This is a genomic window from Novosphingobium sp. NDB2Meth1 (assembly GCF_900117425.1).
Classification (GTDB): Bacteria; Pseudomonadota; Alphaproteobacteria; order Sphingomonadales; family Sphingomonadaceae; genus Novosphingobium.
Map to the genome: position 1 here is coordinate 233,103 of NZ_FPEH01000015.1, position 23,915 is coordinate 257,017.

The 23,915-nt window shown below is 65.2% G+C and carries 16 protein-coding genes and 1 pseudogene; 9 read left to right on the top strand and 8 right to left on the bottom strand.

All coding sequences use genetic code 11. The features are described from left to right. From NDB2M1_RS23410 to NDB2M1_RS10650, 3 genes and pseudogenes are all read left to right on the top strand, one after another. Window positions 1–150, top strand: a pseudogene (locus tag NDB2M1_RS23410) (hypothetical protein); the annotation flags it as partial. Between the two features lie 356 nt (window positions 151–506). Continuing rightward, window positions 507–626 (top strand): TetR family transcriptional regulator C-terminal domain-containing protein, encoded by a 120-nt coding sequence (locus NDB2M1_RS22620; RefSeq protein ID WP_371328200.1) that lies wholly within the window; start codon window positions 507–509, stop codon window positions 624–626. Window positions 627–790: 164 nt separating this feature from the next. Next, entirely contained in the window at window positions 791–4,780 is a 3,990-nt protein-coding gene (locus tag NDB2M1_RS10650) for a non-ribosomal peptide synthetase (protein WP_072382105.1), read from the top strand. Here NDB2M1_RS10650 and NDB2M1_RS23350 read toward each other — a convergent pair. Continuing rightward, window positions 4,777–6,525: a M10 family metallopeptidase C-terminal domain-containing protein gene (locus tag NDB2M1_RS23350; RefSeq protein ID WP_072382106.1), complete on the bottom strand. Its 1,749-nt coding sequence runs from the start codon at window positions 6,523–6,525 to the stop codon at window positions 4,777–4,779. The two genes, NDB2M1_RS10650 and NDB2M1_RS23350, sit on opposite strands and share 4 nt — an antisense overlap. Window positions 6,526–6,710: 185 nt before the next feature. Next, the gene (gene glpD, locus NDB2M1_RS10660) at window positions 6,711–8,210 is read right to left on the bottom strand and encodes a glycerol-3-phosphate dehydrogenase (RefSeq protein ID WP_253185846.1); all 1,500 of its coding nucleotides are present in this window, start codon (window positions 8,208–8,210) and stop codon (window positions 6,711–6,713) included. Between the two features lie 251 nt (window positions 8,211–8,461). Between glpD and NDB2M1_RS10665 the strand changes: the two genes are divergently transcribed. Further along, a complete protein-coding gene (locus tag NDB2M1_RS10665; RefSeq protein ID WP_072382110.1) occupies window positions 8,462–9,766 on the top strand; it encodes an alpha/beta hydrolase family protein in 1,305 nt (434 codons plus the stop codon). Between the two features lie 147 nt (window positions 9,767–9,913). Here NDB2M1_RS10665 and NDB2M1_RS10670 read toward each other — a convergent pair whose 3' ends face one another. Beyond that, window positions 9,914–10,924: a LysR family transcriptional regulator gene (locus NDB2M1_RS10670; RefSeq protein ID WP_083554794.1), complete on the bottom strand. Its 1,011-nt coding sequence runs from the start codon at window positions 10,922–10,924 to the stop codon at window positions 9,914–9,916. A 97-nt stretch (window positions 10,925–11,021) separates the two neighbouring features. Between NDB2M1_RS10670 and NDB2M1_RS10675 the strand changes: the two genes are divergently transcribed. The 5 genes from NDB2M1_RS10675 to NDB2M1_RS10695 all read left to right on the top strand — a co-directional run bounded on the left by NDB2M1_RS10675 (window position 11,022) and on the right by NDB2M1_RS10695 (window position 16,125). Continuing rightward, window positions 11,022–11,978, top strand: coding sequence for a LysR family transcriptional regulator (locus NDB2M1_RS10675; RefSeq protein ID WP_072382112.1), 957 nt, complete (start codon window positions 11,022–11,024; stop codon window positions 11,976–11,978). Window positions 11,979–12,116: 138 nt separating this feature from the next. Further along, window positions 12,117–13,253 (top strand): TauD/TfdA family dioxygenase, encoded by a 1,137-nt coding sequence (locus tag NDB2M1_RS10680; protein ID WP_072382114.1) that lies wholly within the window; start codon window positions 12,117–12,119, stop codon window positions 13,251–13,253. Then, entirely contained in the window at window positions 13,250–13,969 is a 720-nt protein-coding gene (locus NDB2M1_RS10685) for a class II aldolase/adducin family protein (protein ID WP_072382116.1), read from the top strand. The genes NDB2M1_RS10680 and NDB2M1_RS10685 overlap by 4 nt, the downstream gene beginning before the upstream one ends. Before the next feature lie 111 nt (window positions 13,970–14,080). Further along, window positions 14,081–15,166 carry an alcohol dehydrogenase family protein gene (locus tag NDB2M1_RS10690; RefSeq protein WP_072382118.1) on the top strand — a complete coding sequence of 362 codons (1,086 nt, stop codon included), beginning with the start codon at window positions 14,081–14,083 and terminating at the stop codon, window positions 15,164–15,166. 5 nt (window positions 15,167–15,171) lie between these two features. Next, window positions 15,172–16,125 carry an NAD(P)-dependent oxidoreductase gene (locus tag NDB2M1_RS10695; RefSeq protein WP_072382120.1) on the top strand — a complete coding sequence of 318 codons (954 nt, stop codon included), beginning with the start codon at window positions 15,172–15,174 and terminating at the stop codon, window positions 16,123–16,125. A gap of 139 nt (window positions 16,126–16,264) precedes the next feature. On the opposite strand, the gene NDB2M1_RS10700 is transcribed toward NDB2M1_RS10695, so the two are convergent. From NDB2M1_RS10700 to NDB2M1_RS10720, 5 genes are read right to left on the bottom strand one after another with little or no spacing between them, the layout of a single operon-like run. Beyond that, window positions 16,265–17,884, bottom strand: a complete 1,620-nt coding sequence (locus NDB2M1_RS10700) for a GMC family oxidoreductase (protein ID WP_072382122.1) — start codon at window positions 17,882–17,884, stop codon at window positions 16,265–16,267. 13 nt (window positions 17,885–17,897) lie between these two features. Next, window positions 17,898–19,085 (bottom strand): mandelate racemase/muconate lactonizing enzyme family protein, encoded by a 1,188-nt coding sequence (locus NDB2M1_RS10705; protein ID WP_072382124.1) that lies wholly within the window; start codon window positions 19,083–19,085, stop codon window positions 17,898–17,900. Next, entirely contained in the window at window positions 19,082–20,524 is a 1,443-nt protein-coding gene (locus NDB2M1_RS10710) for an aldehyde dehydrogenase family protein (protein WP_072382126.1), read from the bottom strand. The genes NDB2M1_RS10705 and NDB2M1_RS10710 overlap by 4 nt, the downstream gene beginning before the upstream one ends. After that, entirely contained in the window at window positions 20,517–21,827 is a 1,311-nt protein-coding gene (locus NDB2M1_RS10715) for an MFS transporter (protein WP_072382128.1), read from the bottom strand. Before NDB2M1_RS10715 ends, NDB2M1_RS10710 begins: the two co-directional genes overlap by 8 nt. Window positions 21,828–21,856: 29 nt before the next feature. Next, a complete protein-coding gene (locus NDB2M1_RS10720; RefSeq protein ID WP_143146720.1) occupies window positions 21,857–23,839 on the bottom strand; it encodes a tetratricopeptide repeat-containing sulfotransferase family protein in 1,983 nt (660 codons plus the stop codon). Window positions 23,840–23,915 lie beyond the last annotated feature (76 nt).

Here is a 23,915-nt window from a genome sequence, read left to right on the forward strand (position 1 = left end):
ATGGCCAGCCCACCTGGGGAGGAGGCAACGCCGCGCCGCCGCCGGGCTTCGCCTGTAGTGCGCCGGGCAGACCTTGTCGCCGCGACGGTCAACTGCCTCGCCCGGCTGGGTGCCAAGGGCGCAACCGGGCGCGAGATCTGCCGGCAAGCCGGGGTCAGCCATGGCCTGCTGCGCCACTATTTCCGCAATCCGGACAATCTGCTGCTCGAAACCTACGAGCAGCTCTGCGAGGACATGCTGATCCAGCTCGAAGCGGCGGCAATGCCCGGTGAGGGCGCGCCAGGCGAGGCGCTGCACCGCTACTTCGTCGCGGTTTTCTCCGACGACTGGGCCGGGCCGGACATTATCGGCGCGTGGATGGTGTTCTGGCAGCTGGCGCGCAGCCGGGACGATTTCGCGGCTGTCTCCACACGGTTCAACTTCCGCCAGCGTGATTTGCTCGAACGGCTTGTCGCGCAACTGCCGCAGGAGGAGAGCGCAAGCTGCCGCTTGCGGATGGCATTGCGCTGCTGTCTGCCGTGCTTGATGGCCTGTGGATCGAATTCTACCTCTCGGACCAGCGCACCCCGCGCGAGCGCTGCGTTGCGCTGTGCGATGCTGCGGCGCAGCGGCTTTTCGGGAGCTGATCGCCCTCAGTGCGGAGGAGGGTGGTTGCCGCAGTGTGTGCTGCCACATGCTCTTTGCACTGCACACTGGGTCCCTCAAGAGGCCTATGGCAACGGGAACTTCCTGCACGGAATCGGGGCGAACACCGGCTTGACCGCAATTGCCGCAGCGATAGAGGGGCGCGATGCTGACCGCGCCCGAAGTCCGTCCTGCCTTGCTGCACGCTTTCCTTGCGGAGGCCGCTGCCCGCTATCCGGACCAGACCGCGATCGAGGTGCCGCCTGCGCGCAATCGGCCGGACCGGCAGGCGATCAGCTATGCCGAACTTGTGTCCCTTACCGACCGGCTCGCTCACCATCTCGCGCCGCGGCTGGAGGCGGAGCGGATTGTCGCGCTGCTGCTACCGCGCACCTCGCCAATGCTCTATGCGGCGCAGATCGCGGTGCTCAAGGCGGGCGGGGCCTACACGGCGATCGATCCTTCGTTTCCGGATGATCGCATTGCCGAAGTGCTGGAAGACGCCAATGCGGTCGCGGTCCTGACCGATGCGGCTGGTGCCGCGCGGCTCGGTTCCGTCGCGGGCGAGGTGCCCCTGCTGCAAGTGACGGAGCTGGCGGTGCAGGAGCCGCCTGCGGGCGCAGCATTGCCGGATGAAATCCGCCTGGAACAGCTCGCCTACGTGATCTATACCAGCGGCACGACCGGCAAGCCCAAGGGCGTCATGGTCGAACATCGCAACGTCGCTAACCTTGTTGCGTCCGATCTCGCCGAATTCGGTCTCGGCCCGTCAGATCGCGTCATTCAAGGCTCGTCCGCCGCCTACGACAGTTCCATCGAGGAAATCTGGCTGGCGCTCGCCTCGGGCGCGACGCTGGTGGTGATGGACGACGAAGCCGCGCGGCTTGGGCCCGACATCGTCGAATGGCTGCGTAACGAGCGTGCCACGGTGTTCTGCCCGCCGCCGACGTTGCTGCGCAGCAGCGGCTGCCGCGAGCCGGAAAGCGCCCTGCCTGAACTCAAACTGCTCTATGTCGGTGGCGAAGCCCTGCCGCGCGATATTGCGGACCGCTGGGCCAAGGGGCGGCGGATGGTCAACGGCTATGGCCCGACCGAATGCGCGGTCACTTGCCTGCGCGGCGATATCGTGCCCGGCGGCCCGATCACTATCGGCCGCCCGGTTCCGGGTATGGCCGCTTATGTGCTCGATGATGCGCTCCAGCCGGTGCGCGAGGGCGAGCAAGGCGAGCTGTGCATGGGCGGGGCAGGGGTTGCGCGCGGCTATCGCCACCGCGAGGACCTGACCGCCGAAAAGTTCGTCGACCACCCGACTTGCGGGCGGATCTATCGCACCGGCGACCTCGTCCACCGCGAAGCTGACGGCAGCCTGTTCTATCACGGCCGCATCGATGCGCAGGTCAAGATCCGCGGCTACCGTGTCGAACTGGGCGAGATCGAGGCCCGCCTGGCCGCACTTCCCGGCGTGCGCGCAGCGGCGGCGCGGCTGCAGGATGCAGGCGGGGTGCCGGAACTGGTCGCCTATGTGGTGGCGGGGGAAGGCGTCACGGCGCTCGATCTCGACGACTTGCGCACCCAGCTCGCCAGCACCGTGCCGGGTTACATGGTGCCGCGCCGGATCGGCCTGCTCGATGAACTGCCCACGACGGTCGGCGGCAAGCTCAACCGGGCCGCATTGCCGCCGATGAGCTTTACGGCGGATACCTTGCCGGACCGCGACATCTTACCGCCCGCAACGCCGCACGAAACCGCATTGGCCGCCGCCTTTGCCGATATCCTGACGCGGCCGGGCGGCGTGTCGGTCGACGACGATTTTTTCGAAGACCTTGGCGGCGATTCCCTTAGCGCCGCGCTGCTCGTCACACTGCTGCGCGAAGCCGGCGCGGCAGACTGGATCACAGTCAGCGATATCTATTCCGCCCGCACCGTGCGTGCGCTGGCCGCGATGGGCGAGGAGGCCAATGCGGCCACTGCCCATGCTGCGCAGCATAAGGCGCCCGAATTGGAGCGCGAGGGCAAGGCGCAGCCGCTGCTCGCCAACATTGTGCAGCTGGTATGGCTGGCCGGCGAGCTTGCCTTTGGCGGCTGGGTCAGCTGGTGGGTGGCGTGGGAACTGTTCCCGGCACTGTTCGACAAGCTTGATCTCGTCGGCTTCGTGCTGCTGACGCCGTTGATTACCGTGGCCGGTGTCGCGCTATACCTGCCGGTGTCGGTCGGCTTCACGTTGCTGGTCAAGGCGATCGCAATCGGGCGCTATCGTGCGGTGCGGGCACCGGTGTGGAGCCCCTATCACCTGCGGCATTGGGTTACTGTCCAGTCGGCGCGGCTGATTCCCTGGCCGATGCTGTCCGGCACTGTCTTCCAGAACGCCGTGCTCCGGCTGCTGGGCGCAAAGATCGGGCGCGGCGTGCATATCCATCGCGGCGTGCACCTCCATCGCGGCGGCTGGGACCTGCTCGAGATCGGCGACAATGTGACGCTCGGGCAGGACGCGCATATCGGGCTCGCCGAATATGACCGGGGCGATGTGGTGTTCGGCCATATCGTGATCGAGGCCGATGCCACGTTGCAAACCCGTGCGACAGTGGAGCACGATTGCCGCATCGGCGCGGGCAGCGTGATCGCGCCGCTCTCGGTGATCAATCCGGGCACCACGATTCCAGCGGGCGAGCTGTGGGACGGCGTACCCGCCCGCCGCGTCGGCCCGGCGCCGGACGCACCGGCCTTCACCATGCATGGCCGCCACCTCCATCCGGTCACCCACGGCTTCGCCATGCTCGCGGCCGAGGGCGTCGCCACCATGTTTGGTGCACTGCCGACGGGGCTCCTCGCGCTGCTGCTGTGCGGCCTCCTCGGGGTCGGTTCGGAGGAAATCTGGGTCTGGATCTACGAGCCCAAGCTCGATCCGCATGTCCTCGCGGTCGTGTTCGGCGTGACTGTGATCAGCGTCCCTGTCAGCCTCGTGTGGAGCGCGCTGATGGTGCGCGCGATGGGCCGCGTCAAGCCCGGCGTGATTGACCGCTGGAGCCTTGCCTATATCCGCGTCTGGCTCAAATCCGCGACGACCTTCAACGCGGGCCAGTGGCTTTCAGGCACACTGTTCTGGAAACAATGGTTGCGGCTGGCGGGTGCGAACATCGGCGAAAAATGCGAGATCAGCACGATCTTCGACGTGACGCCCGAACTCGTCACCATCGGCGCGGAGACCTTCTTTGCCGATGGCATCTACCTTGGCGGACCGGAAATCTCGCGCGGCACGGTGCGACTTGCGCCCATCGTGTTGGGCCGCAACACGTTCCTTGGCAACCATGCGGTGATCCCGGCGGGGGAAGTGCTGCCGGATGATATCCTGATCGGCATCAGCACGGTGGCAAACTCCCAGGAAATCGCGGCCGGCCAATCGCGCTTCGGCCGTCCGAGCTTCGATCTGCCGCGCCGTCAGGTGGTCGAGATGGACCGCAGTCTGACCCACGATCCCTCGCCGATCCGCTACTGGAACCGCGTGTTCTGGGAATTGCTGCGCTTCGTGCTGCCGGTCGGCCCGTTGCTGGCGACAGTGCTGTGGTACAAGCTGCTGGTCGAAGGCGCGCCGGAAGCGACCAATCTCGAGTTCGCGTTGATCATCATTCCGCTGGCGACATTGGCCCCGCTGCTCGCGCTGCTGCTGGCGGTGACCGTGCTCAAATGGACGCTGATGGGCCGTGTCAAGCCCGGCCAGCACGCGCTTTGGTCATGCTGGGCGAGCCGGTGGGACTTCGTCTTCGTCGCCTGGGCGCGCTATGCCAATGCGATCCTGCAGCAACTGGAAGGCACGTTCCTGCTGACGCTCTATTTGCGCCTGATGGGCCTCAAGATCGGAAAGCGCGCGGTGCTCGGGCCGCAGTTCTCGCAAGTCGTCGATCCCGACATGATCGAGATCGGCGACGGGGCGACGGTCACGGCGTTCTTCCAGGCGCACACTTTCGAGGACCGCGTGCTCAAGGTCGACAAGGTGCGGATCATGGCGGGCGCGACGATCAGCGCCGGGACCGTGCCGCTCTACGGCTGCGTGGTGGGCGAGGGCGCGCATGTCGGCGCCGGCAGCGTGATCATGAAGCAGGAGAGCCTGCTGCCGGGCCTTGCCTATCAGGGCGTGCCGCTCAAGGTTGTTCGGAACTAGAGGATGAAATCGAGGCCGGTGAGGGCAGGAGCTTTCTCGATCCGGATCGCGAAATCGGCCACGCCGTTGCCATCGATATCGCCGCTGACGAGGCCGACGCCGCTGGCCACGACATAGCGCAGTTGCCCGGCGACTTTGGTGAAGGCGCCGTTGCCGATCCAGGTGAAAGCATCGTTCACACCGGAGGTCGACTTGACCGCGTCGATTGCGGAAAGATCGATGCGGTCGCCCTGGCTGCTGCTGAAATCGAGGATCGTGTCTGCCGTAGTCGCGGTGGTGCCGGGAAGGTCGCCCAGTTCGGCAAAGCGGAACACGTCGCCGCCGAGGCCGCCCTGCAGCGAGTCGCGTCCGCCGCCGCCGATGAGGATGTCCGCGCCGCCGCCGCCGGACAGCTGGTCCGCCCCGCCGCCGCCGTTGATCAGGTTGGCGCCGTCATTGCCGGTCAGGATATCCGCACCGGTGCCGCCGATCAGGTTTTCGACGCCTACCAGCGTGTCGTTCCCCGCACCTGTGTTCTGCGCGCCTGAGATGGCGAGGCTCACCCGCAAGGAGGCACTGACTGCGGCGAAGCTGGCGGTATCGGTACCGGCGCCGCCGTCGAGCAGATCATTGCCGGCACCGCCGATAAGCACGTCGTCGCCGTCACCGCCGCTCAGCGTGTCATTGCCGACGCCGCCGTCGAGCTGGTCGTTGCCCGTGCCGCCACGCAGAATGTCGTCGCCGCCGTTGCCCTGCAGCCTGTCTGCCCCGGCTCCGCCATCGAGCAGGTTGGCGAGTTCCGAGCCGATCAGCGCATCGCCGCCACTGCCGCCCAACGCGTTTTCGATGTTGCAATTGAAGGCGATGCCGATGTTGTTGGTAAGCGCGACGCTGTCATAGGCAAGCGAAGAATAGGCCCCCGGCCGGAGGTCCACGGTGCAGCCCTGGCTGAACGCGGCGACGCTGAAGGTGTCCGTCCCGCCGGCATCCCAGATCGTCTCGAACGAAGGTGCTGCGGGGTCGAAGGCGTAGGTATCGGCGCCGGTGCGATACGTCATGTTCGCGCCGTAGAGCTTCTGGATCGCAAGTATGTCGTAGACCATCGGTGTCTTGATCAGCCACTCGGTACGGCTTGTCGCCGGATTGCGCCACCACACCTGCTCGGGCGAGGTATAGGACATGATCGAATAGCGCTGGTTGTCGAACCCCGCCGGGATTTTCGGCGCCTCGAACGTGTGCTTGAGCCCAAGGCTGTGGCCGATCTCGTGCAGGATCGCCATGTAGTTGTAGGTGCCCGGCGCAAAGGATTGACCAATGATGCCTTTGTCGATCCAGATATCGCCGTGCGCGTTGGCGCGTCCGTCCGAGACGCCGAGCGAATAGCCCCAGTATCCGGCCGAGATCGCCGAGGAGAAGGCGATACGGATATCGCCGACCGTTCCATCGGCGGTCTCGGTGACGGGTGTGAATTTGATGTTGGCGACATTCGACCAGGCCTCGAAGGCCTTTGCGATCATCGGCGCCTGATTGGCATTTACCGCGCCGGTGACCGCGGCGGTGTTCTCGGCGCGGCCATAGGGCGTGGTGAACTGGCTGGCGACACCGCCCGCCCAAGGGAAGCTGTAGCTGATCTGCGTCGTACCGCCGACATCCTTGGTCGACCAGATTACCCGGAACATCGCGTCGGCGGGAAGCAGGGCTCTGATGAACGGGTCGGTGCTCGCGGCGGCGCGGGTTACGACGGACAGGTCTGAGAACCGGGGCATGGCAGAAGGCTCGCGCTGCTGAGTGGCAGCTACGACAATGCCAGTGCCTGCTGAATCCCTTCTAAACGCCCATGCCGACTATTTCGCAGCGATAATGAAGTCGCTGGTCGTGTCCCAAGCGTCACAGCCGTCATCTACCGCAGAATTGCGGTGCACACAGTGGTTAAGCGAACAGGCCTTCGATTTTAGAAGTTTTTACGCGCCAGATAAGTTTCAAGCGCTTCAGCTGTGCCCGGCGGCACATGGAGGCCGAGCTTGCTGCGGCGATAGAGCACATCTTCCGCACTGCGCGCCCATTCCTGATCGACCAGATAGTCGACTTCCGCTTGGGTCAACCCGCCGCCGAAGTCGGTTCCGAGCATATCCATCGTCTGCGCGGTTCCGAGGATCGCCTGCGCGCGGGTGCCATAGGCGCGGGCGAGGCGGGTCAGCAGCGGACGGGGAAGGTCCGGATGCGCGGCGGCAAGCCGCGCGACAAACGCCGCGAAGTCATCACCCGGAATGTCACCGCCGGGAAGATCCGCACCGGCCGTCCAGTGACCCTTGGCGCCGGGGTAGAACGGCACCAGCTTTTCCAGCGCATGTTCGGCCAGCTTGCGGTAGGTCGTGATCTTGCCGCCGAACACGCTGAGCAGCGGGGCCTTGCCGTTTCCGCCATCGAGATCGAGCACATAGTCGCGCGTCACCGCCGACGCGCTCGCGGCATGATCATCATAAAGCGGGCGGATGCCGGCGTAGCTCCACACGACGTCTGCCGGATGGATCTCGCGTGCGAAATAGCGCCGCACCGTCTCGCACAAGTAGTCGGTTTCCTCGGGCGAGATTTGCGCCTTGCCCGGTTGGCCTTGCCACGGTTCGTCGGTCGTGCCGATCAGCGTGTAGTCGTGCTCGTAGGGGATCGCAAAGACGATGCGGCGATCGGGGTTCTGCAGCATGAAGGCGTGGTCGCCCTCATAGAGCTTCGGCACCACGATATGGCTGCCCTTGATCAGCCGCACGCCGCGGTCCTGGCTGGCGCTGGCGGCGCGCTGGAGCACGTCTTCCACCCACGGACCCGCTGCGTTGACGAGGCCCTTGGCCATCACGCTCCGCGTGCCGCCGCTGCCGGTGATCTCGGCCTTCCACAGTGCGCCCTCCCGCATGGCAGAAACCAGCCTCGTGCGCGTTTCGATCCTTGCGCCGCGTTCCGCCGCATCGCGGGCGTTGAGCACGACGAGGCGGCTGTCTTCCACCCAGCAGTCGGAATAGACGAAGGCCGTCTTCGCGCCGGGCTTGAGACCATTGCCGAGCGCCGAGCGGGCGAGGTTGACCGTACGGGTGGCGGGCAGCTTCTTGCGTCCGCCGAGGTTGTCATAGAGGAACAGCCCCAGCCGCACGAGCCAGGCGGGGCGCGGTGAATTCATCTGCGGCAGCACAAAAGCGAGCGGCCAGATGATATGCGGCGCCATGCCCAGCAGTCGTTCGCGCTCGATCAGCGCCTCGCGCACCAGGCGGAACTCGTAATATTCGAGATAGCGCAGCCCGCCATGGATCAGCTTGGTGCTGGCCGAGGAGGTGTGGCTGGCGAGGTCTTCCTGTTCGACCAGCAGCACCGAAAGCCCACGTCCGGCGGCATCGCGGGCAATCCCTGCGCCATTGATCCCCCCGCCGACGATCAGCAGGTCATAGGTTTCCGGATCCGGCACGTGGTTGCTCCTGCCTGCCATTGCGGCGTGTGTGGTGGCGCCCGCTCCTTAGCCACGCGTGCGTGGTCGGACAAATGCAGCTAGCGCAAGGTGGGATGCGAATACAAGATAGCGCGCGCCAAGGTAAATGCGGTAACAGGGGCCATGCGAGAGGACAGGACTAACCCGGCACATGATCGGGAAACCCCGGATAACCACACCGATTGCGCGGACATTCGCGTCTGCGATCGCGCCATGCGGATGATTCGCGCTTGAAGCCGCTGTCCGTTTTTGCCGCGATGCTCAGCGCGTCGTCGGTCGCCGCCGCGCCAGCCGAGGCCGCGCCGCCGCCCAGCATTCCCGAAGTCGGATCGCCTGCGCTTGCTGCAGTCGGCCCGAACGGGGTGGGCGTGATCGAGAAAACGGTGGTGGACAAAGGCGCGGTCGATCCGCTTGGTACGCTGGCCAAGGGTGAACTGGTCCGCGCCGACCGCACGATGCCATTGGTCATCTGGTATCCCGCGCAAGTCGGCCCCAAGGACCGCCGCGCCACCTACCGTGCCAGCCTTGTCTCCGAACCGCCCAAGCCGCCTGCCTACTTCACCGTGCCCGCGCTCGCGGTCGCCGATGCCAAGCCGGCGGGGCAGGGCTATCCGATCGTGCTGCTCTCGCATGGCTACAACAACGATCCGGTCATGCTCTCGTGGCTGGGTGAGAACCTTGCCACCAAGGGCTTTGTCGTCGTTGCGATCCGCCACCGCGATCCGGCCATCACCGATACCGCGCAGACGCCCGCGACGCTGATCCGCCGCCCGCTAGATATCACCTATGTGCTGCGGCGCATCCGCGGCGGCCTGCTCGGGCCGCTCGGCGATACCACACGCATCGCGCTCGCCGGCTATTCGTTCGGCGGTTATGGCGCGCTGACTGTGGCGGGCGCCGAGCTTGATACGGCGAGCCCTGCGGTGAAGCGTCTGCCCCCCGCATTGGTCGACCGCTACACCGGCGGCGGTCCGGACGCGGCCGCGCTCCACGATCCTGCCATCAAGGCGGTCGTTGCTATCGCCCCCGCGGGCGGCGCGCCTTGGGCCGCATGGGGCGCGAATGGACTCTCGGCCATCAAAGCTCCGCTCCTTGTGGTGGCAGGTACTGCGGACCGCACCGTCGGTTACGATCCCGGCCCCGCCGCCATCTTCCGCGATGCCAAGGGCTCGGACCGCTGGTTGCTCGCGCTCAAGGGTGCGGGCCATGCCATCGGCACCAATCCTGCACCGGCGGAAATGCGCGGCACCGTGTGGGACTTCGACTGGTTCGAAGACCGTATGTGGCGAAAGCCCCGCGTGAACTCCATCGCGCTCCACTTCATCACCGCGTTCCTCGATGTGCAGCTGAAGGGCGAGACAGCGAAGGCCGAGTATCTTGCGGTGCCGTCAGAGGAGTCCGACGGCGCCAAGTGGACCAGCGACGACACTCGCTACGATGCGGTGAGTGAAGGCGGCGCGAACCCGACGTGGAAGGGTTTCGTCAAGGATCACCAGGACGGGCTGCTGCTCAAGCACCTGCCACCGGCGCCCTGACCACACCTTCGTCATTGCGAGCGCAGCGAAGCAATCCAGAGCCGCGCAGAACCGCCCTGGATTGCTTCGCGCAGTTTATCCTGAGCGGCTGCTGCAAGCAGCCAGCCGAAGGGCTCGCAATGACGATGTAATGGGACGGCGCAGCCCTTAGCCCCGCATCTCCGGCACCATCTCGGTCGGCGCATTGGCATCCCGTCCCATTCCGCCGGAGAAGTGCCGGATGATCCATTCGCGCAGCAGGAAGATTGCCGGATCGCCAAGGTCTTCGGCGTGGGTCTTGAGATAGTATCCGAAGCCGTCCGCCGAAACGCGGTCATAGGGCATTACCAGTTGCCCGCTGGCAATTTCCTGCGCGAACATGTCGATATCCGCCAGCACCACGCCCGAAGCGCCGATCGCATAGCGCACGGCCGAAAACGCAGTATCGAACGCAAGGCCATCATTGGTCTCGATCGCGAGGCGCTGCTGCGCGGCGTAGCTTGACCAGAGCAGCCCGCGCGGTTCGCCTTCCAGCTTCACGTGCAGCAGCTCGTTGTCGTGCAGGAACTGCTCGAAGCTCTTTCCGACATGCGCCGCTGCCGTCTCGGGCGAGCACAGCGGGGCGACCCGCACCATCCACAGCAGATCGGCCACGCTGTCGTCGACATTGGGCCGGTCGAACACCACCGCCATGTCGACATTGTCGCGGGGGGCGCCGGTGACATTCGAGGTCACCACATCGATGCGGATTTCCGGATGCTCCTTGTGGAACTTCGCCAGCAGCGGCAGTGCGTTCTGATAGAGCAGGGAAGGAGGGATATGCAGCCGGATCGGACGGCTTTCGAGATCCTTGTTGCGGATGGTGTTGATCGTCTGCTCCATCCGGTCGAGGCACTTGCTCACGACCGGGAGAAGGATCGAACCCGCAGGCGTCAATTTGAGGCCGGTTGGCCCACGCTCGAACAGCGGGCGGCCGATGAGATCCTCGAGGCTGGAGACATGGCGGCTCATCGCGCTTTGCGACACCGTCAGCGCATGGGCACCGGCGGTGAAGCTCATATGCCGCCCCACCGCCTCGAACGCGCGCAACGCGTTCAGCGGCAGCCAGCGGCGGTTGATGAGGCGATCGGGCGCGATCTCGGTATCTCCCTTGCGATGTGGACATTTTGCGCCCCGCATTGATCTACGTCAATCCGCGAAGCCCCCCACGAACATTCTTGCCCTACGATAACAGTTTATAATATGACGCTTCAGTCATTTTTATCGTGAGGCGCTGATGCTGCTCCCCGCCGAGTTCGATTTTCATGCGCTGGAAGTCTTCGTCCTCACGGTCGAGCTGGGCGGGATGACCGCGAGCGCACAGCAGCTGCGCATAACCCAGTCTGCCGTCTCGCAGACCATCGCGCGGCTGGAGCAGGGCATCGGCGCGACCTTGTTCGACCGCACCTTGCGGCCTCTCGGCCTGACGCCCGCGGGCAGGGCGCTCTACGAACGTGCGACGCACCTGCTCGCCACTGCGCGCACGATGGTCGATGAAGTGCGCGAAGGCGCCAACCAGCCGATCGACAAGGTGACCGTGGCCATGGCGGAATCGCTTGCGATCCTGCTCACCGGCCCGCTGCTCAGCCGGCTCGGGCCCCGCGTCGCGCGCTGGCGTGTGCGCTCGGGCATCTCGCTCAACCAGCAGCAGGATTTCCTTGCACGGCGGGTCGATCTGCTGATCACCGGCAGCAGCGTGCTCGAAAAGCAGGAAGGCGTCGTCCATCACGACGTGCTCGACGATCCCTTTGTGCTGGTGTTCCCGCCGAGTTTCCGCGGCGCTGCCGATCCCATCGCTGCGGCCGAGGGCCTGCCGTTCGTGCGCTATTCGCTTGATACCGGCATGGGCCAGCGCATCGAAAGCCAGCTTACCCGCATGCGGCTGCGCCTGCCCAATGTGATCGAAGTCGATATCGTGCCGCAGCAGCTCAACGCGGTCGCCCTCGGTATCGGTTGGTCCATCACCTCGCTGCTCTGCCTCGCCGCGATGCCCGCGCTGATCCAGAACCTGCGCATCGAGCCGCTGCCGCGCGCCCGCTTCGCCCGGCGCATCCAGGTTGTCAGCCGCGCCGGCGAACTCGGCGATCTGGCCATGGAAACAGCGACCCTGGCCGGCGAGACAATCCGCAGGGAAAGCCTGCCGCCGATCCTCGCGCAGCTGCCCTGGGCGGAAGACTTGCTCGGCGTCGCCTGATCCATCGATGCGAGTGCATTACACGCATTGATACGATATATGATTCTTGATGATGCACTGCTGAGCCGGTCCATTCCGGGCTAAAGTCGCAATCGAGAGCGGCAGGCAGGCCGCCGCACATCCCAGCGGGGGAAGACAATGACGCTGACCACCTCGTCCACCGCACCGGTCACGCTGACCGACACCGGGCTCGAAGTCCTGCTTCCCGGCGGCAAGACCGCCTATTTCAACAACTACTGGCTGCGCGACAACTGCCCGACTTCGTTCGACAGCCAGACGCGCGAGCGGGTGTTCGATATCTTCCATCTGGACGCTGCCCCGCGACCCCGCCGCGCCGAAGTGGTGGACGGTGCGCTCGAGATCGCGTGGGACGGCGAGAACCACACCAGCCGCTACCCGCTCGAATGGCTGGCAAGCTACGCCGAAGGCAAGCGCCGCCACGATCCGTCCGATCTGCCGCGCCGCGCCTGGTATGCCGATCATTATCCGAATGTCGCGCGCTTCCCGCAGGCCGGGCTGATGGCGGACAAGGCCAAGGTCGCCGAATGGCTGAAAGCGCTGATCGTCGAAGGCGTCGCGCTGGTGACCGACATGCCCGACAGCGACGAGGCGCTGACCGATTTGGTCAAGCTGATGGGCCACGTGCGGCCGACGTTCTTCGGCGAATACTTCGACGTGATGACGCATATCGAGCCGACCAACCTTGCCTACACCGCCAAGGCGCTCGAGCTGCACACCGATACCCCGGCCGAGGACATGGCCCCTGGCGTCCAGTTCCTCCACTGCCGCGCCAACAGCGTGGAGGGCGGGGCGAACCTGTTCCTCGACGGCGTGGCGGTCGCGAACGACTTCCGCGCGCTTTACCCCGAGGACTTCAGGCTCCTCGCCGAAACCGAAGTGCCCTTCTACTGCGAGCACGACACCTACGACGTCCGCTCGCGCCAGCGTGTGATCGAGCTCGACGCGCATGGCGAAGTTTCCGGCGTCACCATCAGCCAGCACATGGCCGATGTGTTCGATCTGCCGCAGGACGTGCTCGACCGCTATTACCCCGCGTTCTGCCGCTTTGGCCGGATGCTGCAGTCCGACAAGTACCTGATGCGCTTCCGCATCAATGCCGGCGAATGCATCGTGTTCGACAACCACCGCATCGTCCACGGGCGCGAGGCCTATTCTGCCACCAGCGGCGCGCGCTATCTGCGCGGGACTTATGCCGATCGCGGCGAGATGCGCAGCACTTACCGCGCGCTCACCAGCGAAGGCCGCTTCAAGTGACGGAGGCCGAAGTCGCGGCGCTGCGCGAGGACCTCGCTGCGGCGTTCCGCATCACCGCGCAGATGGGCTGGTCCGAATCCGTCGGCAATCACTTCAGCGCGGCGGTTTCGGCGGATGGCAAGCAGTTCCTCCTCAACCGCAAGTGGCAGCATTTCGCCAGCATCAGGCCGGATGACCTGATGCTGCTCGATGCCGATGATGCAGACGTGATGAACCGCCCGGATGCGCCCGATGCCTCGGCCTGGACGATCCACGGCACCGTGCACCGCCAGTGCCCTGCCGCGCGTGTGATCATCCACTGCCACCCGCCGCACGCCACCGCGCTCGCCACGCTTGCCGATCCGCGCATGCTGCCGCTCGACAACAACACGGCGCGCTTCTTCAATCGGCTGGCGATCGATCAGGGCTTTGGCGGCATTGCCGACGAGGCGGAGGAGGGCGAGCGTCTTGCCGCCGCGCTGGGGGGCAAGAAGACGCTGCTGATGGGCAATCACGGGATCACCTGCACCGGCACGACCGTCGCCGAAGCCTTCGAGGACCTCTACTTCTTCGAAAAAGCCGCGCAGACCCTGCTGCTCGCCTATGCCAGCGGCCAGCCGCTCAATGTGTTGTCGGACGAAGTCGCGGAAAAGACCGCGCGCGGTTGGGACGACTATCGCGGCATGTCCTACGCGCATTTCGACTGGCTCAAATCGCAACTTCCGGCGCTGGCCTGAACACCATGCCAAACACACCCCATCCGTTCGTGTCGAGCGAAGTCGAGACACCATGCGCGGCGCTAGGTGTCTCGACTTCGCTCGACACGAACGGGCGGTAGGAGCGGTTCGATGGCAGAAACACCCGCCACGATGGAAGCCGTGCTGCTCACCGGCAGCGGCGGTTTCGAGTGCCTGTCGCACCGCATGGACGTACCGGTGCCGCAGCCTGGCCCGGGCGAAGTGCTGATCCGCGTCGGTGCCTGCGGGGTCAACAATACCGATATCAACACCCGCACCGCCTGGTATTCCAAGGCGGTTACGGTGGCCACAGAAGCAGGCGGCGGCGACGGATTTGCCGAGGCGAAAACCGAAGATTCCGGCTGGACCGGCGCTGTCCCGCAGTTTCCGCGCATTCAGGGTGCAGATGCCGCCGGACGGATCGTTGCCGTGGGAGAAGGCGTCGATCCCGCCCGCGTTGGCCAGCGCGTGCTGGTGGAGCCGGTATTCCGCGGTGCTACGCGTTTCGCGGCGACCTATTTCGGCTCCGAAGTCGATGGGGCCTTCGGGCAATTCGCGCGCGTCCCCGCACCCCACGCGCACGCCCTTGAAACAGCACTGACCGATGTGGAGCTTGCCTCGTTCCCATGTGCCTATTCGGCAGCGGAGAACATGCTCACGCGCACCGGGCTTGCGCCCGGTGAACGCGTCTTGATCACCGGGGCTTCGGGCGGGGTCGGTTCCGCCGCTGTACAGCTGGCCAAGCGCCGGGGTGCCGAAATCACCGCGCTGGCGGGCGCCGACAAAGCCGATGGGGTGCGCGCCTTGGGTGCAGCCTGCGTTGAACCACGCGATGCCGATCTTGTCGCTCTTTTCGGGCAGGAGCACTTCGATGTGGTGATCGATGTGGCGGGCGGCGCAGGCTTTCCGGCCTTGCTGCAGGTGCTGAAGCGCGGTGGGCGCTATGGCGTTGCAGGCGCGATATCCGGCCCCATAGCCGAACTCGACTTGCGCACGCTCTACCTCAAGGATCTGACGCTCTACGGCTGCACGATCCTTGAACCCGAGGTATTCCCCAATCTCGTCGGCTACATAGAGCGCGGTGAAATACGCCCCGTCGTGGCCGCGACATATCCGCTTTCGCAAATCGTAGAGGCGCAGCGCGCATTCCTTACAAAGAAGCACATCGGCAAGATCGTGCTGATCCCCGGAGAATGACCCAAATGAAGATCGGTTTCATCGGCCTCGGCAATGTCGGCGGCAAGCTGGCGGGCAGCCTCATCCGCAACGGTCATGACGTCACCGTGCGCGATCTCAATCCCGAGCTCGTTGCCGAATATGTTGCACGCGGCGCCAAGGAAGCGGCGAGTCCGCGCGAACTGGGCGAAGCGGTCGATGTGATCATCACCTGCCTGCCGTCGCCCGCCGCCAGTGCTGCCGTGGCCGAAGGAGAGGACGGATTCCTTGCCGTCATGCGCGCAGGCCAAGTCTGGATGGAAATGAGCACCACCGACTATGCCGAAGTCCTGCGCCTTGGTCCGCTGGTCGAAGCGCGCGGCGGCCTGTTCATGGAATGCCCCGTTTCGGGCGGCTGCCACCGCGCGGACACCGGCAATATCTCGATCTTCGCGGCCGGCCCGCGCGCCGGTTTCGAGCGGGTGCTTCCGGTGCTGACCACGCTCGGCCGCCGCGTGCTGCATACCGGCGATTGGGGCACCGCCTCGCAGCTCAAGGTCATGACCAACTTCCTCTGCACCGCGCACCTTGTCGCGCTCGCCGAGGCGCTGACGGTGTGCAAGGCGGTCGGGCTCGACATGAACACGACCTACGAGGCGATCCGCATTTCCTCGGGCAACAGCTTCGTCCACGAGACCGAGAGCCAAGTCATCCTCAACGGCAGCCGCGACATCAACTTCACGATGGACCTCGTCTCGAAGGACGTCGGCCTGTTCGACAAGATCGCGCAGGAAACCGGCGTGCCGGTCGAAATGTCGCCGCTGATCGTGCGCCTGTTCAAGGAAGGCGAAGCGGCGTTCGGCCCGCGCGAACATTCGCCCAACATCATCCGCCGCTATGAGGAGCCGCTGGGCATCAAGGTGCTCGGCACCGGCTTCCCTGAGCAGATGGTCGATGATGAACCCGAAGAGCAGGGCTACGAAGTGGTGGTGCGCCGGTAAGGCCCGGCTTGTATTGATCTTTCCCCGTCACCCCGTGCTTGACACGGGGTTGGGCTGTTCCTCCGGCGCGGCGCCCGAAGTAGAAAGCCAAGGCCCGTGTCAAGCACGGGCCGACGATCTCACGGGGTAACGGCTGACCTCACGGCCGCGCATCCTCGAGGATCATCGCCGCGCCCTTTTCCGCCACCATCACCGTCGGCGCATTGGTATTGCCGCTGGTGATGTTGGGGAAGATCGAGGCATCGATCACGCGCAGGCCTTGAATGCCGTGCACGCGCAGCTGCGCATCGACCACCGAAGTCGCCACATCGGGCCCCATCGCGCAGGTGCCGGTCGGGTGATAGACCGTATCCGCCCGTTCGCGGAAATCGGCGAGCTGGTCTTCCTCGGTGCGCACCTCGGGGCCGGGGATCAGTTCCTCGGTGATCATGTCCGCTAGCGGGCGGCTCTGCGCGATCCGGCGCAGCAGGCGGTTTCCGGCCAGCACTTCGGCGATGTCGTTCTCGGTCGAGAGGTAGTTCGGCTGGATCAGCGGATGCTCCAGCGGATCGGCCGAGCGTAGTTCCAGATGCCCCCGGCTCGTCGGGCGACAGGGATTGAATGAAAGCAGGAACGCCGAAAACGGGTCAGGATTGAGCAGCTTGCGCGCGGCCAAGGGCGTCTTGGTATAGCTGACCGGGCTGAAATAGAGCTGCAGATCGACGTTCGGCGCGTCCGGCCCGCTGCGCACAAAGCCGCCGCTCTGGTTCACGCTGAGCGACAAGGGCCCGCGCCGGTCGAACGCGAACCGCAGCGCGGCCTGTGCCTTGCCGAGCAGCGGATGCAGCTCATCGTTGAGCGTGGCCGTGCGAACCTTGTAGAAGTACGAGACCGCCAGATGGTCCTGCAGGTTCTTGCCCACGGCAGGCAGGTGCTGCTGCACGGAAATGCCATGCTGCGCCAATGCTGCACCATCGCCGATGCCCGAAAGCATGAGCAGCTGCGGTGAATTGATCGCGCCGCCGGAGAGGATCACTTCGCGCCGTGCCCGCACCTGGTGCAGCTTGCCGCCACGCCGGTATTCGATGCCGACCGCGCGATTGCCTTCGAACAGCACACGCGTCGCATGCGATTTGGTCTGCAGCTTCAGGTTCTTGCGCTTTAGGGCGGGGTGCAGGAACGCATTGGCAGTCGAAGCGCGCCACCCTCCGCGCGTGTTGATCTGGTAAAAGCCGACCCCTTCCGGGTTGCTCCCGTTGAAATCGCTCGTCACCGGGAAACCGAGGCCTTCCGCCGTTTCGATGAAGCTGTGGCACACCGGGTGGACGTGCGGGGTTATCTCGGTCACGTGCTGCGGCCCGCCGCGCCCGTGGTGTGCACTGAAGCGGTCGAAGTCCTCGGACTTGGTGAAGTAGGGCAGCACGTCGCTCCAGCTCCAGCCCGGATTGCCCGCCGCCTGCCAATCGTCGAAGTCGCGCGGCTGCCCGCGCACATAGACCATCGCGTTGATCGAGCCCGAGCCGCCGATGACCTTGCCGCGCGGCCAATAGCTGCTGCGTCCGCCGAGGCCCTCGACGGGTTCCGTATCATACATCCAGTTGATCCGGCGGTCGAAGAAGGTGCGGCCATAACCGATCGGCATCTGGATCCAGATCGAAAGGTCGCTGCCGCCTGCTTCGAGCAGCAGCACGGTCGACTTGCCGTCCTCGGTGAGGCGATTTGCCAGCACGCACCCTGCGGTGCCAGCACCCACCACGATATAATCAAACATTTCGTTCATAGGATTCTTGGCATCAGAATACCGGGTGCTGTGTCATCTCGAGGTGCAGCATATCCCCGGTATAGGGATGGTTTCGCGCCACATATTCGTTGAGCTCGACACCGAGGCCCGGTTCCGTCGGCGGGATGACATGGCCCTCCTCGAAGCGGATCGGCTGCTTCAGGATCGCGGTATGGAAGCCGCCCCAATCCTCGATGCTTTCCAGGATCAGGAAGTTGGGCGTTGCCGTCGCCAGCTGGATGTTGGCAGCGCCCACCACCGGTCCGCAATAGAGATGCGGCGCGATCTGCGCGTGGCGCACTTCGGCCATGCCGGCGATCTTCTTGGCCTCGAGCAAGCCGCCGACGCGCCCGAGATTCATCTGCAGGATCGCTGCGCCGCCGGCATCGAGCAGCCGCGCAAAGTCGTACTTGGTGGAGAGCCGCTCGCCGGTTGCGATGGGGATCGAGGTCGCACGCGCAACCTTGGCCATTTCCTCCGGCGCATCGGGTGGAACCGGTTCTTCAAGCCAGAGCGGATCGGCCGCCTCAAGCCGCTTCGCCAGCCGGATCGCCCCTGCCGCCGTCATCTGGCCGTGGGTGCCGAACAGGAGGTCCGCCTTGCTGCCGACAGCCTCGCGCAGGATCTTCGCGAACCGCTCAGACAGATCAAGCGCCTCCAGCGAAAGCTGTCGCCCGTCGAACGCCGAATAGGGCCCTGCCGGATCGAACTTAAGCGCGGTGAAGCCCATGGCGAGGTACTCTGCCGAGCGTTCCGCGGCGAGATCGGGATCATGGTAGACGTCGGTCTGGTCGCCCGGGCGCGGATAGATATAGGTGTAGGCGCGCAGGCGTTCGTGCACCTGTCCGCCAAGCAGCTTGTAGACCGGCTGACCCGCGGCCTTGCCGACGATATCCCAGCACGCCATTTCCAGCGCGCTCAGCACGCCCATCAGCGAGAGGTCGGAATGCTGGGTGAACCCGCTCGAATAGACCCGCCGCCACAGGTTCTCGATATCGTGCGGATCGCGCCCCGCTGCATAGCGCGCGAAGACATCCTCGATCATCTTCGCCACAAGGAGCGGTGAGAAGGGGACGCAATAGGCCTCCCCGATCCCGCTGATCCCGCAGGCCGTCGTCAGCTTGACGAACACGAAATAGCGCCCGCCGAAATGCGGCGGCGGGTTGCCGACGACAAACGTCTCGATATCGGCGAGCTTCATGCCGCCTCGAAGCCGTTGATCACCTTGATCTCGAGGTAGTCGTGGAGGCCGAACTCGCCCCACTCCCGCCCGTTGCCGGACTGCTTGTAGCCGCCGAAGGGCGAGCAGTAGTCCTGCCCGGCGCCGTTCACATAGACGCTGCCCGCGCGGATCTTGCGGGCGACGCGGCGGGCGCGCTCGACATCGCCGCTCTGGACGTAGCCGGCAAGGCCATAGGGCGTGTCGTTGGCGATGCGCACTGCGTCCGCTTCATCCTTGAACGGGATCATCGCGAGCACCGGCCCGAAGATTTCCTCACGGGCGATCGTCATGTCGTTGTTCACGTTGGCGAACACCGTCGGCTTCACATAGTAGCCCCGGTCAAAGCCGTCAGCGCGGCCGGGACCGCCGGTTACGAGCGTAGCGCCTTCGGCAATACCTGCCTCGATCAGACGCTGGATCTTGTCGTAGTGCACCTTGCTGACGACTGGGCCGATATGCGGGCCCTTTTCCATCGGATCGCCCAGCGTAACGCTTTCGGCCACCTTTTTGGCTATGGCGACGGCTTCGTCATAGACCGCTTCTTCGACCAGCATGCGCGTCGGCGCGTTGCAGGACTGGCCCGAGTTTCCGAAGCAGTGGCGCACCCCGCGCGTGACGGCGGCTTCGAGGCCGCTATCGGCAAAGACCACGTTGGCCGACTTGCCGCCGAGTTCCTGGCTGACGCGCTTGACCGTCTCGGCGGCCGACTTCGCCACCTGGATGCCCGCACGGGTCGAGCCGGTGAACGAGACCATGTCGGCTTCGGGATGGCTGGTCAGGTGATCGCCGATGCCGGGGCCGGTGCCGTGGACCATGTTGAACACGCCCGCCGGGAAGCCCGCCTCGTGGATGAATTCGGCAAACAGCTGCGCGGAAAGCGGGGCGATTTCGCTCGGCTTGAGCACCATCGTGCAGCCCGCGACGAGCGCCGGGCCGATCTTGGCGGCCAGCTGGTTGATCGGCCAGTTCCACGGCGTGATCAACGCGCAGACCCCGACCGCTTCGTGCACCAGACGGCCGCGGCCGCCCAGCGGACGTTCCCACACCATCTCGCGCGCGGCCTTGACCGTTTCCTTGAGGTGACCGGGCCCGCATTCTGCCTGCGCGTTGTAGGAAAGGTCGTAGGGCGCGCCCATTTCGGTGCTGATCGCGGTGACCATCTCGTCATAACGCGCTTCGAACACGGCAATCAGCTTCTCGACGAGGGCAAGGCGCTCTTCGAGGCTCATCGAAGAGTAGCCGTCGAACGCCGCGCGTGCTGCCGCCATCGCCTTGTCGACATCGTCAGGCCCGCATAGCGCCACGCGCGCACAGACTTCCTCGGTCGCCGGATTGATCGCCTCGAAGACCGCAGAGGACGTGGCGGGGAGGACCCATTCGCCGTTGATATAGGAGGGGAGGGGAGAAAGCTCAGACATGACCGATAGCCCGCTGCTGGTCCTCGACGATCGTGCGTGCGGCGAGGAAATAGTGGAGCGCCGCCCAGAACCCGGTCGGCGCGAGGATGAGGAGCGCCGAGCGCAGCGAATTGGCGTCAGGCCCCGCCGGACCCGCGAACCAGTCGCTCAGCATGCCGACGCCCTGCGGCGCGACGATGAGGTTGAACACGTTGGCGATAAGGAGCGCGATCGCGCTGAACATCGCGCGCATCTTCGGCGGCGCGAGGTTCTGGCCGAGCGCGAAGGCGGGGCCGATGTAGAAATAGATGCCCGGGATGAACAGCCAGAGCGAGACGGTCGCCAGCGTCAGGTTGTGCGTGTAGATCGCGATGATGCCCGGCACCGTGGCCACGGCGGTGACGCCGCCGAGCAGGTACACGATCTTGCGCGGATCGGTGTAGGACGGGCGGGCCAGGATCCACGCCGTCAGCAGCGAGGCGCCGATGCCCATGACGAGATGGATCGGCCCGACGATCGCGCCGGCCTGGCCCACGTCGATCTGATAGGTGCGCTGGAGGAAGGTCGGGATGAACCACATCAGGCCCCAACCCCACAGCGCGCCGACGCCGCTGCCCATCATCACATGCACCGCCGATTTCTGCGACATGCAGAAGCGCAGCGTGTCCATCAGGGTCGGATCATCGTCGCTCTTGATCACGTCGAGGCAGCCGCGCTTGGGTTCGCGGATCGTTGCCATGATGAGCAAAGCAAGGAGCAGTCCCGGCACGCCGAGCACGAGGAACGCCGCGCGCCAGCCATAGGCATTGGCAACCGCACCCGCCATGTCCGCGCCGATCCAAGCGCCGATCGGTGCGCCGAGGCAGAAGATCGTCAGCGCCATCGGGCGCCGCGCGGCGGGGAAGTAGTCGCAGATGATCGAGTTGCACGAAGGCGTGCCTCCCGCCTCGCCGATGCCCACGCCCATGCGCGCCAGCAGCAGCTCGATATAGCCGCGCGAGAGGCCGCACAGCGTGGTCATCAGCGACCACAGGGTGATCGAGATCGCCAGCAGATTGCGGCGGTTGTAGCGGTCCGCGATCCACGAAAGCGGAATGCCCATGCTGACGTAGAACAGCGCCAGCGACACGCCGGTGAGGAAGGCCACGCCGCCATCGCTGAGGTGCAGGTCGAGCCGGATCTGCTCCAGCACGGTCGACATCACGTAGCGGTCCGCGATGTTGATCGTGTAGGCCAGCATCATGATGAACAGCACGTACCAGCGCAGCGCTACCGAAGCATTCTCCTCGCCCGCCGGGGCTGCCGTTGCGCCTATCGCTGCCATTGGCCGATCCTGTCCCTTTTCCTGATGTCTTATCGTGGTGCCAGCTCGGGTCCCAGCGCCTCGCGCAGGGGTTCGAGCCAGGGTTCGAACTTCTTCCACTGGTCGAGCCCGTCGCGGAAGATCGGCTGGCGAACCTGTTCCGAACTCGGCGTGCGCACGCTGCGCTTGGTCTTGTGGAACTCGATGCAGGCCTCCTCGAACGGGAGGCCGCAGTAGTCGAGAATGCGGCGCACGCTGCCTTCGAGATCGTCTACCACATCCTCGTGCTGCACGCGCAGCACCCTGCCGGGAAGCACGGTGTCCCAGTGGTCCATCAGCTCGACGTAGGTCTTGTAGTAGCGCGCGATGTCCTCGATGCCGTAGGTGAATTCCTGCCCCTGCGCGAAAAGCTGCTTGAGATTGCTGAAGCAGCACGACATCGCATCGCGCCGCGCATCGATGATCTTGGCGTTCGGCAGAATCAGGTGGATCAGGCCGACGTGCCGGAAATTGTTCGGCATCTTGTCGATGAAGAACGGCCGGCCAAGGATGCGGTTGGGCATCGTATCGGCGATGTACTGCTCGCCGAACTTGCGGACGGCCTCACGGTCCAGATCCGCCATCGACCCGGGATAGAGCGGCTTGTCGAAGTTGAGCTCGCGGCCCTGCAACTCGTGGACGATGCGCTGGATGTCCGGCAGTTCCTGCGTACCTTCGACCATCGAATGCGAGGCGAGGATCTGCTCGAGCAAAGTCGAACCCGAACGCGGCAGGCCAAGCACGAAGATCGGCGAGGGATCATCCAGCCCCCAGCCTTCGCGCGCGGCGAAGAAGGCGGGGGTGCACACCCGCTTCTGTTCGCGCGTGTTGGTCTCGAACACCTCGGGCACGTAGCCGTTGCTGGCGCGGTGCATCGTGTTGCCGCGCGAATAGGCGGCCCACGAACCTTCGTAATCGCCCGCATCCTCGAGCGCCTTGCCGAGCGCGAAAGCAACGTGGACGCGGTCGACATCTGCGATCGTCGGGCTTTCCAGCTGTTCCTTGAGGATGGCGATGGACTCGGCGGAAAACCGGTAGGTCTTGAGATTGGCGAGGCTCCACCAGGCATCGCCGAAATCGGGTCGGTTTGCCGTCGCCGTCATATAGGCATCGATGGCCTCGGCCGTGCGCGCCTCTGTCTTGAGCGCATGGCCCAGCCAGAGGTTGAGATCGGCACGCCGTACGCGGGCGTCAGGAGTATCGCCTTCGATCTCCGCGATCATCGCGCGGTATTCGGGGATCACGCTCTCGAAATCTCCGAGGCCGACCTTGATCGTCGCAGCCTGGATGCGGTGCGCGTGATTGCGCGGATCGCGCTTCAGCAAGGGCTCCAGCGCCTCGCGCGCCTGCGGAAACTTGTGCCGCGCGATCAACACCTGCACATACTCGTGCCGTGCCTCGTCATGATCGGGCACCATCGCCAGCACGCCTTCGTAAAGCGTCTCGGCGTCATCGAGCACATTGCGCTGGTGGCCGATCTGGCCGAGCAGGCGCATCGCTTCGGGGTGATCGCCCGCCTCAAGCAGGAACCGCCGGATCAGATCTTCGGCAACATCGATCTCGCCGTCGCCAAACAGGACTTTGGCCTGAACGACTTGCGGCGGGATACTGGCAAGATGGGCGAAATGCGCGGCAGCGAGTTCGGCGCTGCGCATGTCACCGGTCATGCGGTAAAGCCCGTCGAGCATGCGCCAGCCCATCGCAAGGGCCGGATTGAGCGTCACGGCGGCGCGCAGATCGAATATCGCAGCAGGCGCATCGCGGCGGGCGACATGGCACAGGCCGCGCTCCAGATGCATCTGGCTGAAACGGGGATGGCTGGCTGCCAGTCGGCCCAGTGCGGCCAGCGCGGCGTCGGTCTGCTGCATCATGCGCAGCGAATGCGCCTCGATCAGCAGGAGATCGCGGTTGTTCGGCTCGGTCTTGAGAAGCTGCCGTGCGCCGCTGACGGCGGCTGCATAATCGTCTTTCGCCTGCAATGCATGCAGCGCCATGATCTTTGACGCGAGCGATGTTTCTGAATTTGCAGCAGGAGAGGCAGTCATGGAGCGGGTCAGGTCTGCTTGGGTG